Raw genomic sequence first — 14,805 nt, forward strand, 5'->3', positions numbered from 1 at the left:
TGGAGATTAATATTTTTCATTCGTCACGGACGTGTACGGATGAGATCAGTTAGACAGATCATTATTATCAATCGCTCTTTTATTTTTTTTGATCTTACCTTTTAAGGCGCCGAAATTATAGTTGAGGCTAAACCTGTAGCTGTTAAAATAATTTTGGGCTGAGTTGATTTGCGAGAATGCCGCACCAGCGATTATGGTTTTAGCATTCCTGTATTTTACAAACAGATTGCTGGCCACAGCCGATACAGATATTTTATCTTTAATCAGATCCTTGTACAAGCTTAGTGAAGAACTGACCATCCCATTTGTAGTGCCCTGAAAGCCTGTGGGGTTTCTGCTTCTGATAGTCAGGCTTCCGTTTGCACGCCAGCTTTTTTTAAAATCGTATCCCGTGGACAGGTTTACGCTATAGGTAAATAATTCCTTTTCTACATAGGCGCCATCAGCCTCGCCGGCGATCCAGAAATAGATGATACTTCCATTCAAACTTGCGTTCCATCTTTTTGTAAAAGACCGGTTGATATTAACGAAACTACTCAACCCATCTATTCTTCCGGTATTCCGGTAAGTTGTGCGGGTAATCCCAGTAAGCGGGTCAAAAGATGATACAGCCAGATCGGCATTACGAAGATAGGAATAATCAAATCCTACCGTCGCTGCCGTTTTCCCGGAAAACGTATATCCAGCCTGCATGTCGTTCACGAGTACAGGTTTTAAATCCGGGTTACCTGCTGATTCGAAATTAGGGTTAATCCGGTTTACAAACGGGTTCAGCCTGTTGATTCCCGGTCGTTTGATCCGCTGTGTAAAGCCAAAATTCAGGCTGTTTCCACTGGCAAAGTTTATATTGGCACTCAGGCTTGGGATCAGCCGGAAATAATTTTGAGAAGCCTTTGATGAACTGGACAGAAAATCGGCGTCAATTACAGTCTGCTCTACTCTCAGTCCTCCCTGAAAGCTCCAGCTTTTTAAGCTGAGGGCATATGAGTTATAGGCACTGAAAACCTTTTGGGTATAAGTAAACAGATCTGACTGATCCGGACGCAATTCAAATTGCTGCCTCATCGTGGCGTCTGTCAGCCACTTAAAGTTGCTATTCTGGTTCCTGAATATCCCTTTTATACCACCTTCGATATTTAGTTTTCGCAGTGGCTGCACATAATCAACCTGTACAGTTTGTTCTCTGGCTTGTTCCTGATTGTTCTGCTGATAATCCGGCAATAGAAAATTTACAGGATCAAGAACCAGTACCTGATTAAACTGATCCTTTTTGTTATTGCTGTATTGGTATGAGAAGGTGAGCAAGCGGTTTTTCTCTGCATTAAATCCGATTTGATAATTTAAGGATATATCCGTCACTCTACCCTTCCCCGCACCTGTGTTGGAAAGCTGATATTGCTGCATTTCATTTCCTGGCTGATCCAGGTTAACCTGTTGCCGACCGTGATCTGTACTATTGCTGCCATAAAAATTGAATTGTGCTGAGATCAGGTTCAGTGAATCAAGTTCATAACTCATCTCCGACCCGAAATAACCGCCTTTACTGTTGCTTTTTGTGTAGCCTTCCTGGGTTAACATTGAGGGCAATATACCAGCAGTTGTTCTGATCGTAGATGTACTGGTTTCAGGAATATCCCGCAAATTTGCCCCTCCGAAGGCAGAAATCCCCAGCTTCCCTTGTCTGAGCGTAAAAGCCCCACCTGCTCCTGGTCCGCCGGCCGGAAATTGCTCATTAATATTAGCCGTACCGTTGTAACCGTTCTCTGTCTTTTTAATAGTGATGATATTGATGATCCCGGCTAAACCTTCAGCGTCATATTTAGAAGAAGGAATAGTGATCACTTCTATATGTTGTATGGTACTGGCAGGTATACTTTTAAGCAAATCACTTAGGTTATTTTGAAGGACACCGGTGGCTTTTCCATTTAGCAATAACTTGAAATTTGAGTTCCCCTTTAGCAGTACACGGTCGCTGCCATCTACTGAAAGATAAGGAATTTTATTCATCATGGTTAATACAGAATTGCTTCTGCTCTCAGGATCAGCCTGCAGATTGTAGATGATACGGTCAGGCTTTTGTTTAACAAGCGTTTTGCGTGCTGTTACTTCTACTTCTTTTAATCTGCGAACAGAATCCTGTTTATTCAGCTGCTGTGCTGACGAAGCAAAAGTACAAAACAATAAAGCAGCTATGATAATGTTCCGGATCTTTGTACTGATAATTTGCATAAAATATAGGCGTTAATCTATAAGCATGAAGGATAAAATTAAGACATAGGGATCCCTGCCGGGATGGTTACCAGACTTAGAATGACACCGCAAAGATTGATGAAAAGCAGGGCAGAAAATAGCCTTGCTCTGGTGACAGGTTAAGTTGAGCTATTCCCGGTTGTTCCTGAAGATCATATAATTTAAAACCAGGCTTAGTCCGCCAAATAAAAATACCATCGCTAAGAAAGCAGTGGACCGTGAAACACCCCAGTGATAGGTAGCTACGTGACCCATTAAAATTCCTACAGCAATCCCCACGAGAAGCATTCCATATTTTAAAGTCAGGAAATTTGAATATTTGATAGAATTAAATGGAGAAGCTGGCACTCCTTTTTCCAGCATAGACATCCGTTCACGGTGACGGGTCACCAGGTACACATATATCACACCAAATATTGCAGCAAACGAACCGATTGATACAATTGCATCCCTTGTAATCTCATCCATAACTTCTTCTCAATTTATACCCCATATGACAGACGTTGCAGGGAGATGGTTACATCATATACCTAAAAATATAAACCGCTTAATCTGTAACCATCCTGTTTAGTCTTCTGTCATATAGATACATGACGCATACAGAAGATCTGGTCTGGGTTGATAAAATACGAAACGGTAATCCCGCTTCATATACATACATCGTGGATAAGTATCAGCACATGGTATATACCATATCGATGAAAATCCTTTCCAATCCAGATGATGCAAAAGATTCTGCGCAGGAAAGTTTTATTAAAGCATATCAGCAGATCGGTTCTTTTGCCGGAAAATCTAGATTTTCTACCTGGCTTTATACGATTGCTTATCGAACGGCTATATCAAAATTTAAGGCCAACCGGGTTGTTACTGTGGAAATGAACGAAGAAATCAATGAGTGCTATATCTCAGATCATACCGCATCGGGACTGGAACAACTGCAGCTAAAGCAACAAAAGAAACAGGTAGAAGATGGCATTAACCAGCTTCCAAAGATTGAGGCCCTGCTGATCACTATGTATTATATAAATGAAATGCCCGTAAAGGAAATTGAGGAAATTACAGGACTGGGTACGTCAAACATTAAGATCCAGCTTTTCAGGGCAAGAAAAAAATTGGAACGCAACTTGCGGCCTTTATTGAATGAGGAATTAAAAAATACGATCTGACATGGGCAGGCTAAAAGATGAGGTTTTCAAAAAGGTACTGAAATGTGCAGAGACGCCGGCTACACCCAGGGATTTTACTGCAACAGTAATGCAGGAAATTATGGCTGAACAGCAGGAAACAGTGATCAATCCTGCTTTGGGTAAGCTGATACAACAATATGGCATTGAAAAGGCACCTGCTGATTTCAGCCGTGCCGTCATGGTTCAGTTGAATGAGGTGGAAAATCAAAAGGTTTACAAACCTGTGATCAGTAGAAAAACAGGATACGCTATAGCAGCGATCATCATAATCATTGTTTTCTTGTCCTCACTGAGTGGCGAACAACATTCTACTTCCACGTACAGCCATAACTATTACATAGTTATATCCTCCCTGAATAGTATCTCCTCCGTTTATCTTATTACTTTATTGATATCCGCTGCACTATTGATCGGAGATTTCCTGTTTGCACAACCACAAAGGCTGAAAACAACATCACCGGGCAAGCAATAAGTGAACGATACTTTAACTCCAATTTAAATAGGGATCATTACGCCACTTCAGGTCATCATTTCCTTCAGATTCACCATTACTTACTATCGCTGCTATAATAGCAGCCGGATTAAAAGCAGGATTGTTTTCCAGGATCTGATATTCAGCAGAATTATACCAAAAATCAAGATAACAGACAACCAGGCAGAGACAGCCATTGGGAACCTTAAACTGAAACATTTGTTCTTCAAGATTTTTTTGGTCTTTTGAAACAATCACACTGAACAGATCCGACACTCCCTTAAAAAGACTACCTTTCAAACTGTAAATCAACAGGTTAAAAGCTATTTTACAGTATGTACTTTTACCCTGAAACTTCAGCTGGGCGGGAACTTTTATTGCATCAAGCGTGATAGTGACCAGGTTGTTGTCGTCTAAGCTTACCTCCGGTTTTATCCGTAAACTATGTAATAGCGGAGATTTAATATTGAAATCGAAGTCGGCTAGTTTTTCGAAGCTCTTTTTTGAAAAAGCAAACTCCATTGTTGACACCTCCCTTGATTCATAAAATATCATGCTCATCACAGAATTCATGCGATTGTACATCGTTCCGTCATAGAATCCCCTTGTACAAAAGGAAAATCTTTCTCTGATGCTCTGAACAAGCAGATTTGCCTTTCCAAAAGTGTTTGAGCACCTGATGGTGGCTGCTGTCTGTTTAATTTTCTCAGCTCTGATCGACATCGTTTGTTTCCTGCGGTACCTCCTTAAATTTACAGGTCCTAATACGCCTGTGATATGTTTTCCGGTTACTCTGGCCATGGTTGTTATTTTTAAATGTTTAATCTAAATTAGTGCAGGGCGTTAACAAATTAAAATTTCTCAGCTGTGATGTCCACACAAGTCCGCCCTTGTCCATAGAAGTCTATTGCTGTCCATTTAGCTTTTGTATTGCAGCGCTATGAAAAGGCAATAAATGCGCTGCGACTGCGCTATTTTTTGCGAAAAGGCGCAGTCGCGGCGTACTTATTGTTTTCGCATGGCGTTCTGATTTAAATTCAGGCCCGAAACTCCCCGCCTCACCATACCTAATGTGATAAAAAATCGTTAAACTTGTAATAGCTTTAGTGGTGTCCTCTTAAACGGACTGAGATTATACACTTTGCACCTGATCCGGCTCATACCGGCGTAGGAAAAAGCAAATGAATTTATCTTGTTTTCCGTCTGGAAGCCCTCCTATTGCTATAAATTTCGTTTATGACACAGAGAATCTGGAATTATATATCAGGCTTAAGACAAACATCACCGCTGGTACACAGCATTACCAATTATGTGGTGATGAACAATACGGCAAATGCTTTACTGGCTGCCGGTGCATCGCCCATTATGGCACATGCCCACCAGGAAATGAAAGATATGGTGAGTATCGCAGGCGCACTTGTGATCAACATCGGCACACTCGATGAATACTGGGTGGAAAGTATGCGCTTAGCGATCAGACAGGCAGAAGCTTTAAAAAAACCATGGGTGCTTGATCCCGTAGGCGCAGGTGCCACCCCGTACCGAAATGCAGTACTCAAAGAATTGATCAGTACCTATCATCCTTCGGTAATCCGGGGCAATGCTTCAGAAATTATGGCGCTGGCTCAGGTCAGTGTTCAAACCAAAGGGGTTGACAGCACGCATCAAACTGAGGAAGCCCTGGATGCAGCCTTGCAGCTGAATGCCATAACGGGGGCCGTTATCTGTGTTTCTGGTGCTACCGATAATATCGTTCATCATGGTAAAAGGATTTTATTGCGAAATGGCGATCCCATAATGTCAAGGATCACCGGCATGGGATGTACGGCAACAGCCTTAATCGCGGCATTCTGTGCATCAACTCCTGGAGAACTGTTTGAAGCCACAACAGCGGCAATGGCATTGACGGGTGTGGCCGGAGAAAAAGCTGCCGCTCAGGCAAAAGGCCCCGGAAGTTTGCAAATGCACTTTTTGGATATACTATCCACAATCACTGAAGATGAATTTAACAGCTCGCTCAACATAGAAGAAGAATATGCCAGCATTCAATCATAAGTTATATCTCGTTACCGACGAGCGTGCCTGCCTGGGAAGAGATTTCTTCAAGGTAGTAGAAGCTGCCATCAAAGGCGGCGTGGATGTGGTGCAAATCCGGGAAAAAGAACTTCCTGAGAAGGAATTTTTAAACAAGACATTAAAGCTGAAAGAGCTGTGCGATAAATACAACATCCCGCTGATTGTCAATGACATGCTTTCTGTAGCGATGCACGGGCGAACAGCAGGCATCCATGTAGGTAATTCTGATTTATCGCCCGTGATGATCAGGATGCAGTGGCCTGAATCTGTTTTGGGCTATTCTCTGGAACATGTCGATCAGCTTAGCACATCGCATGCAATGGTTGCCGATTATATTGCGCTTAGCCCCGTTTTTCCAACAGCTACAAAAACTGATACCATTACAGAATGGGGACTTGAAGGCGTAAGGGAGGTAAGAGCCCTGACCAAACATCCCCTGGTAGCAATCGGAAATGTTCATGCGGGTAATGCCGCAGAAGTGATCAGGGCAGGAGCAAATTGCCTGGCGATCATCACTGCGATCTGCTCTGCAAACGACCCCGAGAGAGCAGCATCTGTGATCAGAAATGAAATTGAAAGGGCATGAGAAAAGTTTATCAGTACCCTTCCGTGCTTACTATTGCCGGGTCTGACAGTGGTGGCGGTGCAGGCATACAGGCAGACCTGAAGACTTTCTCTGCCCTGGGCTGTTACGGGACATCGGCCATTACAGCGATTACTATTCAGAACACACTTGGCGTAACCGGGATCCACAGCATTCCGGCAGACATTGTACAGGGACAGATCATTGCAGTGATGGATGATATCAGGCCTGCTGCCATTAAGATCGGTATGGTTCACAGTACTGAACTGGCCATTGCAATCAGCGCTACGTTAAAAGCTTATCCGGATACACCTGTGATATTTGATCCCGTAATGGTAGCTACCAGCGGTGACAAGCTCATCAAAGAAGATACCGTATCGGTATTAAAGGAAATATTGTTTCCATTGATGACGCTTATTACTCCAAATTTGGATGAAGCAGAAATCCTGACCGGGCAGCATATTACCAATGCAGAAGAGATGCGCTCCGCAGCAAGATCTTTGTTACAGACAGGCTGTGCAGCCGTTTTGCTGAAGGGCGGGCACCTGAAAGGCCCCAAACTATTCGATGTATACATCAGCGCAGACGGTGAAGAAGAAATCTTTGAATCGGATTATATCGACAGTGAGAATGTACATGGAACTGGCTGCACCCTTTCTTCAGCGATTGCGGCATACATCGCAACAGGCAATCTGCTGTCCGAAGCCATCGCCAAAGCAAGAAATTACGTTCATGAGGCAATCCTGCACGGAAAAAACGTAAAAACAGGACAGGGGCACGGCCCGCTTAATCATTTTTTTGATCCACAGAAACTATTTAAATATGAAATGGAGTGAAAACGCCTGGGATGAAATAGAAAATATCTACTGCAGTATTATCGAGATGCCTTTTAATCAGGAACTGCTCTCAGGCACATTATTGCTGGAACGTTTCCAGTTCTACATGCAGCAGGACGGTGTGTACCTTGTCGAATTCAGCAGGGCCCTTTCGCTGATTGCATCACGCTGTTTTAACCATCCGTACACGCTGGATTTCATCAGGTTTGCAGAAGGCGCAATAGTAGTGGAAAGGTCGTTACATGAAGGTTATTTTAAGCAGTTCAATGTTACAGGGACTACAGAGGCCTCTCCCACTTGCCAGAATTATACCCAGTTCCTGCTGACAAAGGCTAGTCTTGATCAGGTTGAAGTAGCCATGGCCGCGGTTTTGCCCTGTTTTTGGATCTACAAAAAAGCAGGTGATTACATCTACGCTAACCAGCACGAAGGGATCAACCCTTACCAGGAATGGATCAACACCTATGCCGGAGAAGAGTTTGGCCTGCTGGTAGAAAAAGCAATCGCTATCTGTGATGCTGTAGCAGAAACCTGTTCTGCTTTGCAGCGCGAACAGATGACCAAAGCTTTTGTAATGGCTTCAAAACTGGAATGGATGTTTTGGGACAGCGCATACCGGCTAGAAAAATGGCCGGTGTAAACGCTAATTTTCGTCCTTCGTAAATGGAAACACGCCCCCGCCCTGTTTCAGTGTAAACTCTCCGAAGATAGGCCTGAATTCCATTACGATACCTGCAAGGGCAAAACTAAATTTGTCTTTGGCCACAGGCTTTAACGCAAATGCAGACTGGCCTGTTGCCTGTGCCATCAGCACATTGCCTTTTTTGGTGACCGATATTTTGATTGGTATCCTGAGACTGGAATAATTACCTACATATTTATCCAGGTCTTCAGTGCTTAATACAGGTGTTTTAAAAACCGGTATAGTGTAAGGAATATTAAAATAGATTTTGAGGGCACCGTTTACAAGATCCTTAACACCATAGTCAATTCCATTGGCACAATAGGCATAAGCCACCTTATCTTCGGGGAAATAACCTACTACCGAAGAAAAGCCATCAATATCGCCATTGTGTCCATAGGCTTTTTTAGTCCCCAGTGATATCTGGAACATCCCCATTCCAAAACCATCATTCATGGTTTTCATCAGGGTCAGGTTGGCATCATTGATCAGCCTGCCGGCAAACAACCCGTCGATAAACTTAACCAGGTCTGCCGGAGTAGAAACAACAGCGCCTGCACCACCGGGAATGCTCATATCCGTTTCGGGCATCTGCTGCCAGCCATTGCCGGGTGTGTATGAATATGCTTCATTTTTCAGTGTGCTTGTTTTGCCACCGTAATATGTATCCAAAAGCCCAAGTTTACGCGCAATCTTTTGCTTCAGAACTTCTGCATATGTTTTTTTACTCAGGTTTTCAACGATATAACCCAGCAGCACAAAATTGGTATTACTGTATTCCGCTTTGCTGTCGGGCTCAAAAGCAGAAGACTGAGCAGCAAAGGTAGCCAGCATCTCTGCTGATGTGCGGGGTTTAGACATATACGTTTGATAAGCAGTATCCACCACAAAATTATACAGTCCGCTTCTGTGGTACAGCATCTGCCTGATGGTGATTTTGTCTGCATTGGGCAGTTGAGGATAAAACGCCGCAAGTTTTGTATCGAGTGTGAGCTTTCCTTCTTCCAGCAGTTGAAAGATCATGACCGCAGTAAACATTTTACTGATGGAGCCTATGCGGTAATGCGTTTTCAGATTTGCTTCCGTACGGTTGGTACCGGAGATTGCGCTGTAACCTATTGCTTTCTGATATACCAGGCTCCCATTATGAGCAATGGCTAAACTGCCCATTGCCTGGTTGTCTGCCGAAACAGATTTCAGCAGGCTATCTATTTTGGCTTTATTGGGAGTTTGAGCTGCTGTATCTAGGGTACTTGCTGCAATAATTATTGTAGTACATGCAATAAAGTACAGAGAGGTTAAAACGAATTTCTTCATGATTTAGCGTGATAAGGTAACAATGACAGAACGTCCTATTCCCCCATTTATGATTTAACGCATAAAGATATATGATTTTTTAACATCTGGGCAGAACAGTACATGGAAACCTGCAGACCCTTTATTGTATAGTGGCGTTTTCTTAAACGCGTACTGGGTTGTTGAGAAATAGAATTACCAGCATTTGAGGAATCAATATTAAGTTAGACTGTGAGAAAACAAAACGACACTTTATGGAAGGGGATTCTGGAACCGTTTTTCAGAGAATTCCTGTTTTTAATTGATCCGGCCCTGGCAGCCTCTGTTGACCCGGCTAGGGAAATCATATTTTTGGATAAGGAACTGAATCAGGAAATCCCCTCTGTTGAAGGCATCTATGAACAAAAAATTGTAGATAAACTCATTAAACTCTATATGCTTGACGGAACTGAAGAATGGATATTACTTCATCTTGAAGTACAGGAAAAATATAGGAAGGATTTTAGCAAGCGGATGTTTGATTATTTTAACAAATTGTATGACAAATATAAAAAACCAATTACTGCATATGCAATATTTACAGAGGCTAGCGATATCAAACGTAATAATGTTTTCAAGATGGACTGTAGGGGAACTTCGCTGCAATACATATTTAATACATATAAAATAGCCCTTCAGGATGAAGATATGCTTCGAAAAAACCCAATCCATTTGCCATGGTCATATTAATTGCCAAAGCCACAGCTTTTAAGAAAAAATTCAAAGACAAATATTTGTATGACCAGATGTTGCTGAAGAATAATTTAGAAATCGCCAGGCTGATCCTAGAGCGACAGCTTCCTGCTGAACAGGAAGAAATATTGATGAATTTTCTTTTTAATTACATAAATTTTGAATTTACAGAAACCAAGGTTATATTTGACAGAGAAATTAATTTATTATCAGACAAGAACATTAACACGATGACAATTCAGGAAATATTAGTTGGCCAGGCCAAACTCCAGGGGAAGCGTCTTGGTTTGAAGGAAGGTATAAAAGAAGGTAGAAAAGAAGCCAAAGAAGAAGAAGTCAGCCGGTTAATTACAAAACTTAGATTTACCGATGAGCAAATCGTAGATTTTGCCGGAGTTTCTCTTACGACAGTAAAAAAGGTGAGGCGAAGTGTAGCGCGAAGTATTCATTAACTGGAAACGTTCCGCATTTGCAAAGATGCAGAACGGATGTCAAATTTACTGTGCCGCTTCAGCAGTAACAGTTCCCTCTTTAAGAATACCATTCAGCAAACCTGCTAAACGCAATCCTGCCTGCTGCAGCCGCTTCTCAACGATCGGGTAATGTTTTTCATAATAATCCGTATCAAGCTTACGGGCCTTCATCTGGTCAACCTCGGCATACAGCTGACTGCTGATCTGGTAGCTTTCCCACATCCATACGATCAATGGTGTCTGCTGCCACTTTCTGGTATCTTTTGCAGTTGCATGATCATACTTTTCTGCCAGCTGCTCGTAGTTTAATCCCTGATGTTCAATCAGTCTTGAATCCCAGAGGCTGTGCAGGTTTGTTCCCTTTCCTTCATAATTCAGCTGGATGGTATTGCCGCCCTGATCTTCTGCCCTGCTGATGTGCATCGGCTGATGCAGGTCGCCCACAAAATGAACGATGAATTTCAGCGCTTCTGCCCGTTTTTCTTTTGCTGAGTTTTGATCAGCGAGTATATTCTCCTGTTTCAGCATTGCGCTGTAAATATTCTCATCGCTCATATTTTCAACCTTTTCTTTGAACTGACTGTAGCTTAGCCCCAATGGAAGATTGATATAGTGCCAGGGAGTAGTGTATTTAAACTCTGGTTTCATACGCAGCTCATCTGCCCAGGTACTTACATCTGCAAGACTTTCATTGCCCAGCAATTCATGAACGGCTGCATCAGCAGATGGAGTAAGGTGGCTGGCCGCGATTTTACCGATAGCATGGTGGCCAACAACGCCCCAGGATATCAATACGAAAGAAATGAGAACAAATAAGAGCGAAAAAAGATAATTAGATTTGATCATGTGATAGCTAAAATTAAATGACGAAGGTCGGCCAGCCCTATTAACTGCAGATGAACTACAGGTAACATTTCAGCTATCAATTGATATAAAACTTGGTTATTTTAAAACCTTATTCACTTCATCCAGCAGATATTCCTTCTGGTCGCTTGTATATTCCCAGAACATCACTCCGCCCATCTTCTTATCTTTCACATAATCCGCCTTGTTTTTCACCGACCATTCGTCATCAAAAGAAATAAACTGCCTGGTAGATGGATTATACAAATAAGGCGCTTTTGCCTCCTTGTCGCGGAAATACTTAAAGCCCTGTTTGTTGATCAGGCTGTCCCTGATCAAAGTATAACCACCGCCCTGCGCAGTTCCGGTAGTTTTTACGCCCAATCCGTTCTGCGTATTTTCTGCTACAATAGATGACCTTCCGTAAAAGGCCAGTCCCATGACCAGTTTTGAGGCTGGTACACCAGCTGCGATGTAATCAGCAACTGTTTGATCTGCATTATCATTCCCTTTATACATTTTTGACCCATACAAATTTGTATGGTGTACAGAAAGCTTCAGGCTGTCCTGCAGATAATCATAGGTCATCAGATTGATGTAGTCCAGGTAAACCTGTGCCCTGCCCATTTCCGTCAGGTCCAAAAACCTCTTGAAACCACCAACCGCGGTTGTGAGCAGTAACTTTTTGCCCGTCTGCTTTTCTGCCACATTAAGTTCTGCGCGCAGTGCCTCAAACATCAGTGTATAGTTTTGTTTATCCTCCGGCCTGAACTTATTTCCGGCACCAACCTGTGCAGGATATTCCCAGTCGATATCTACTCCGTCAAGACTGTACTTCCTGATGATGTCAACAGCACTCTGCGCAAAAGCCCTGCGCGAAGTATCGGAGAGAACGGCATCAGAGAAATTACCGCTCCATGCCCATCCTCCTATCGAGATCAGGATCTTCAGGTCAGGGTTCTTCAGCTTCAGTTTGTTTAAATTTCTAAAGTTTGTAGAATCAGTTTTCAGGTTGGTAAGCCAGGCACGGTTGTGCTGAACATTTACAAAAGCATAATTGATATGTGTGAGCTTACTGGCGTTTACCAGGTTGGTGTCCACCAGTCCGCGGTACCCGCCCACATATCCGATCACTACATACTTTTTATGTTTCGGGCCCTGAGCTTTCGCGCTGAAGCCTGTACCGGATAAAAGCAGTACCGCAAGAAATGCCATAACATTCAGGCAAACAAAGTTTTTGATTTTCATATTGTTATAACTTAAGTCTTATCCTTCGTTTTTCCATCAGGCCCACCATTGCGATCAGAATAAACGATATCGCAAACGAGCGGATCAGTCCAATACTGCCAGTGTTCAGAAAAAGCGAATACTTCACATGGAACAAACGCATCAGGTACACCTGAAAGTATGGCATCAGGTAACAGGTAAGGGTACTGGTACCTGCCGGGGCAATCCACCTGAACCAATCCTTCTTTCCTTTTACATCAATCAGGTATATCGCAAGTTCAAAAAACAATATCGTAATCCCGCTGCAGATCAGCACCCATGCAGGAGTTGAATGGATCTTTGAGATTCCGCCGGCAAACGGACGGATCAACAAACCAGCGGCAATGAATACGGTTCCGAGCACAGCCATGGTCAACCATAAGCGCTGTGTTTTGCCGATACTCACCAGCCTGCTGTATAATCCGGATATAATAATCCCGCCCATCGTTAACGTTACTGATGAGCCATCCCCGATCAGCCAGATCCGCACATTGAGGATCTCCATATGTACCGCAATGTTCACAGCTGCAAAAATGATCCAGAACAAAATCAACAGGCCCAGCCTGCCTTTACTTACCAGATACAGGACAGCACAAACCAGATACGACCAGCCGATGATACCCAGAATACCCCACCACGAAGGTTTCATTCCCACTGGTGCCTCCGGAGTTCCGCCTTTATATAAGGCAGCCATCCCCAGCAGTAAGAATGCACCTGTGCCCATCAGCAAATACTTTTTCGTTTTGTTCATCTGCTCCGGATAATGCAGCCAGATCAGGAAAAAGCTGATCGTAATCAGCAGCGCCCAGACGGCTTTAGGCAATATTGCAGCAGTGCTGTAATCTTCAAGGTTCACATGAAAAAAGCCCATGAGCAGCAATGCCGCACTGCGTGTAAGGATATAAAAAATGATTTTCAGAAAGGACTCGCCCTTTTTGATCTTATTGCTAATCGCAAAAGGCAGCGACAGACCTACGATGAATAAAAAGGCAGGAAAGATCGTGTCAGCAAAGCCCATTGCATCAGCATTTGCGGCCGCGTGGTCAAGCCATAAGGGAACGTTTTTTACTCCGGCAGATTCATTTACAAAGATCATCAGGAACATGGTCACCGCCCGGAGCACATCGATAGACAGCAGGCGCTTAGGTAGTTGTTGCATATAACAAAACTAACCTTTGGCAAGGCTTTAACCAAATGAAAAGGCCACATTAACCGAAATGGTACAGAGATGCTCAGGTCAGCCAGGTATACACTTTCTCTGCCAGCAGCAAACCCCGTTTGCCACAACTGGTTTCGATGGTGTGGATGTATTTAAACGAATGACTAAACAGGTCGTACCCTTGTCCCATTACTTTGACATTTACATTTTCTTTCTGAAAGTGTTTGTTATCCTGCAGGCAGATCAGTTCCTGCTGATCCAGCATCAAAAAATCAAAAACATAACCGATGTTATGCAGTTCAATAACCTTCCTTGTGATGGAACCATTTACTTTCCGGGACTTTACTGCTATGCTTTCCATCATATTCTGACTGATAAAGAGTAAAACGATTTTATAGGATGCAGGGGCTGCGCATATGACAGGCCCTGAAAGGTAATACGAGAAGAAAAACAGGAAAGATCATTTGGGAATGATCTTTTTTTACAACACAAAAGGCCAGTACCGGAAATGGTACTGGCCTTTTAAAGAGCGGTGAGACCGCCTGATATTACTTTGTGTTTAAAGAAAGAATGTATTTCACCATCTTCTTTGCATCCGGAGCGGTGATTCCCGGATGTGGTGTCATTGGCACCTGTCCCCATTTCCCGCTGCCACCGCTGATGATTTTCTGAGATAATGTTGTAACATTAGCTTCAGTCATGGGGTATGTTTGAGCAATCGTTACATAAGCAGGCCCAACCATTTTGTTTTGCACACTATGGCAGCCCACACAGTCAGTTTTACTGATCAGCAGCTGACCAGCTGCAACATCGGCTTTGCTGAAAGTGACCTTGCTAACTTTGGTAACAGTTTTTACGACTTTTTTGGTTTGGCAAAAGGCCGAATCATTACTGCCCAGTACCGCAATAAAAAGACAACCAGAAAAAATAAGCTTTAGCTTCATGACAAA

17 protein-coding genes and 1 riboswitch are annotated in these 14,805 nt (G+C 43.1%); of the genes, 8 read left to right on the forward strand and 9 right to left on the reverse strand.

The window, feature by feature from the left end:
* Window positions 1–45: 45 nt before the first annotated feature.
* Both FN831_RS20855 and FN831_RS20860 read right to left on the reverse strand, forming a co-directional pair.
* On the reverse strand, window positions 46–2,229 hold the full coding sequence (locus FN831_RS20855) for an outer membrane beta-barrel family protein (RefSeq protein WP_142530129.1): 2,184 nt from the start codon (window positions 2,227–2,229) through the stop codon (window positions 46–48).
* 150 nt (window positions 2,230–2,379) lie between these two features.
* Window positions 2,380–2,718 (reverse strand): DUF6249 domain-containing protein, encoded by a 339-nt coding sequence (locus tag FN831_RS20860; protein ID WP_142530130.1) that lies wholly within the window; start codon window positions 2,716–2,718, stop codon window positions 2,380–2,382.
* A 122-nt stretch (window positions 2,719–2,840) separates the two neighbouring features.
* On the opposite strand from FN831_RS20860, the gene FN831_RS20865 reads away from it, so the two are divergent.
* Both FN831_RS20865 and FN831_RS20870 read left to right on the forward strand, forming a co-directional pair.
* Window positions 2,841–3,416 (forward strand): RNA polymerase sigma factor, encoded by a 576-nt coding sequence (locus tag FN831_RS20865; RefSeq protein WP_142530131.1) that lies wholly within the window; start codon window positions 2,841–2,843, stop codon window positions 3,414–3,416.
* Window position 3,417: 1 nt separating this feature from the next.
* A complete protein-coding gene (locus FN831_RS20870) occupies window positions 3,418–3,909 on the forward strand; it encodes a hypothetical protein (RefSeq protein ID WP_142530132.1) in 492 nt (163 codons plus the stop codon).
* A 12-nt stretch (window positions 3,910–3,921) separates the two neighbouring features.
* Here FN831_RS20870 and FN831_RS20875 read toward each other — a convergent pair whose 3' ends face one another.
* Complete coding sequence (locus FN831_RS20875; RefSeq protein ID WP_142530133.1) at window positions 3,922–4,710, reverse strand: hypothetical protein; 789 nt, start codon at window positions 4,708–4,710, stop codon at window positions 3,922–3,924.
* A gap of 294 nt (window positions 4,711–5,004) precedes the next feature.
* Window positions 5,005–5,100, forward strand: a riboswitch (TPP riboswitch).
* Between the two features lie 45 nt (window positions 5,101–5,145).
* Between FN831_RS20875 and thiM the strand changes: the two genes are divergently transcribed.
* The 4 genes from thiM to tenA are packed head-to-tail and all read left to right on the forward strand — an operon-like array spanning window position 5,146 to window position 8,044.
* Window positions 5,146–5,964 carry a hydroxyethylthiazole kinase gene (gene thiM, locus FN831_RS20880; RefSeq protein WP_142530134.1) on the forward strand — a complete coding sequence of 273 codons (819 nt, stop codon included), beginning with the start codon at window positions 5,146–5,148 and terminating at the stop codon, window positions 5,962–5,964.
* Window positions 5,945–6,571, forward strand: a complete 627-nt coding sequence (thiE, locus tag FN831_RS20885; RefSeq protein ID WP_142530135.1) for a thiamine phosphate synthase — start codon at window positions 5,945–5,947, stop codon at window positions 6,569–6,571. The genes thiM and thiE overlap by 20 nt, the downstream gene beginning before the upstream one ends.
* Entirely contained in the window at window positions 6,568–7,404 is an 837-nt protein-coding gene (gene thiD, locus FN831_RS20890) for a bifunctional hydroxymethylpyrimidine kinase/phosphomethylpyrimidine kinase (protein WP_142530136.1), read from the forward strand. Before thiE ends, thiD begins: the two co-directional genes overlap by 4 nt.
* On the forward strand, window positions 7,391–8,044 hold the full coding sequence (gene tenA / locus FN831_RS20895; protein ID WP_142530137.1) for a thiaminase II: 654 nt from the start codon (window positions 7,391–7,393) through the stop codon (window positions 8,042–8,044). The genes thiD and tenA overlap by 14 nt, the downstream gene beginning before the upstream one ends.
* A gap of 3 nt (window positions 8,045–8,047) precedes the next feature.
* On the opposite strand, the gene FN831_RS20900 is transcribed toward tenA, so the two are convergent.
* Complete coding sequence (locus FN831_RS20900) at window positions 8,048–9,403, reverse strand: serine hydrolase domain-containing protein (RefSeq protein ID WP_142530138.1); 1,356 nt, start codon at window positions 9,401–9,403, stop codon at window positions 8,048–8,050.
* Between the two features lie 210 nt (window positions 9,404–9,613).
* On the opposite strand from FN831_RS20900, the gene FN831_RS20905 reads away from it, so the two are divergent.
* Window positions 9,614–10,111, forward strand: a complete 498-nt coding sequence (locus FN831_RS20905; RefSeq protein ID WP_142530139.1) for an RpnC/YadD family protein — start codon at window positions 9,614–9,616, stop codon at window positions 10,109–10,111.
* A complete protein-coding gene (locus FN831_RS20910; RefSeq protein ID WP_142530140.1) occupies window positions 10,099–10,566 on the forward strand; it encodes an RpnC/YadD family protein in 468 nt (155 codons plus the stop codon). The genes FN831_RS20905 and FN831_RS20910 overlap by 13 nt, the downstream gene beginning before the upstream one ends.
* Before the next feature lie 45 nt (window positions 10,567–10,611).
* Here FN831_RS20910 and FN831_RS20915 read toward each other — a convergent pair whose 3' ends face one another.
* The 5 genes from FN831_RS20915 to FN831_RS20935 all read right to left on the reverse strand — a co-directional run bounded on the left by FN831_RS20915 (window position 10,612) and on the right by FN831_RS20935 (window position 14,799).
* Window positions 10,612–11,433 carry a S1/P1 nuclease gene (locus FN831_RS20915; RefSeq protein WP_142530141.1) on the reverse strand — a complete coding sequence of 274 codons (822 nt, stop codon included), beginning with the start codon at window positions 11,431–11,433 and terminating at the stop codon, window positions 10,612–10,614.
* Between the two features lie 96 nt (window positions 11,434–11,529).
* Window positions 11,530–12,678, reverse strand: coding sequence for a glycoside hydrolase family 18 protein (locus FN831_RS20920; RefSeq protein WP_246101666.1), 1,149 nt, complete (start codon window positions 12,676–12,678; stop codon window positions 11,530–11,532).
* Window positions 12,679–12,682: 4 nt separating this feature from the next.
* On the reverse strand, window positions 12,683–13,855 hold the full coding sequence (locus tag FN831_RS20925; RefSeq protein WP_142530142.1) for a DUF5009 domain-containing protein: 1,173 nt from the start codon (window positions 13,853–13,855) through the stop codon (window positions 12,683–12,685).
* Between the two features lie 73 nt (window positions 13,856–13,928).
* The gene (locus FN831_RS20930; protein ID WP_142530143.1) at window positions 13,929–14,219 is read right to left on the reverse strand and encodes a hypothetical protein; all 291 of its coding nucleotides are present in this window, start codon (window positions 14,217–14,219) and stop codon (window positions 13,929–13,931) included.
* Between the two features lie 184 nt (window positions 14,220–14,403).
* A complete protein-coding gene (locus tag FN831_RS20935; protein ID WP_142530144.1) occupies window positions 14,404–14,799 on the reverse strand; it encodes a c-type cytochrome in 396 nt (131 codons plus the stop codon).
* Window positions 14,800–14,805: the final 6 nt, after the last annotated feature.

Origin of the sequence: Pedobacter westerhofensis (assembly GCF_900182595.1) — a bacterium.
Taxonomy (GTDB): Bacteria; Bacteroidota; Bacteroidia; order Sphingobacteriales; family Sphingobacteriaceae; genus Pedobacter; species Pedobacter westerhofensis.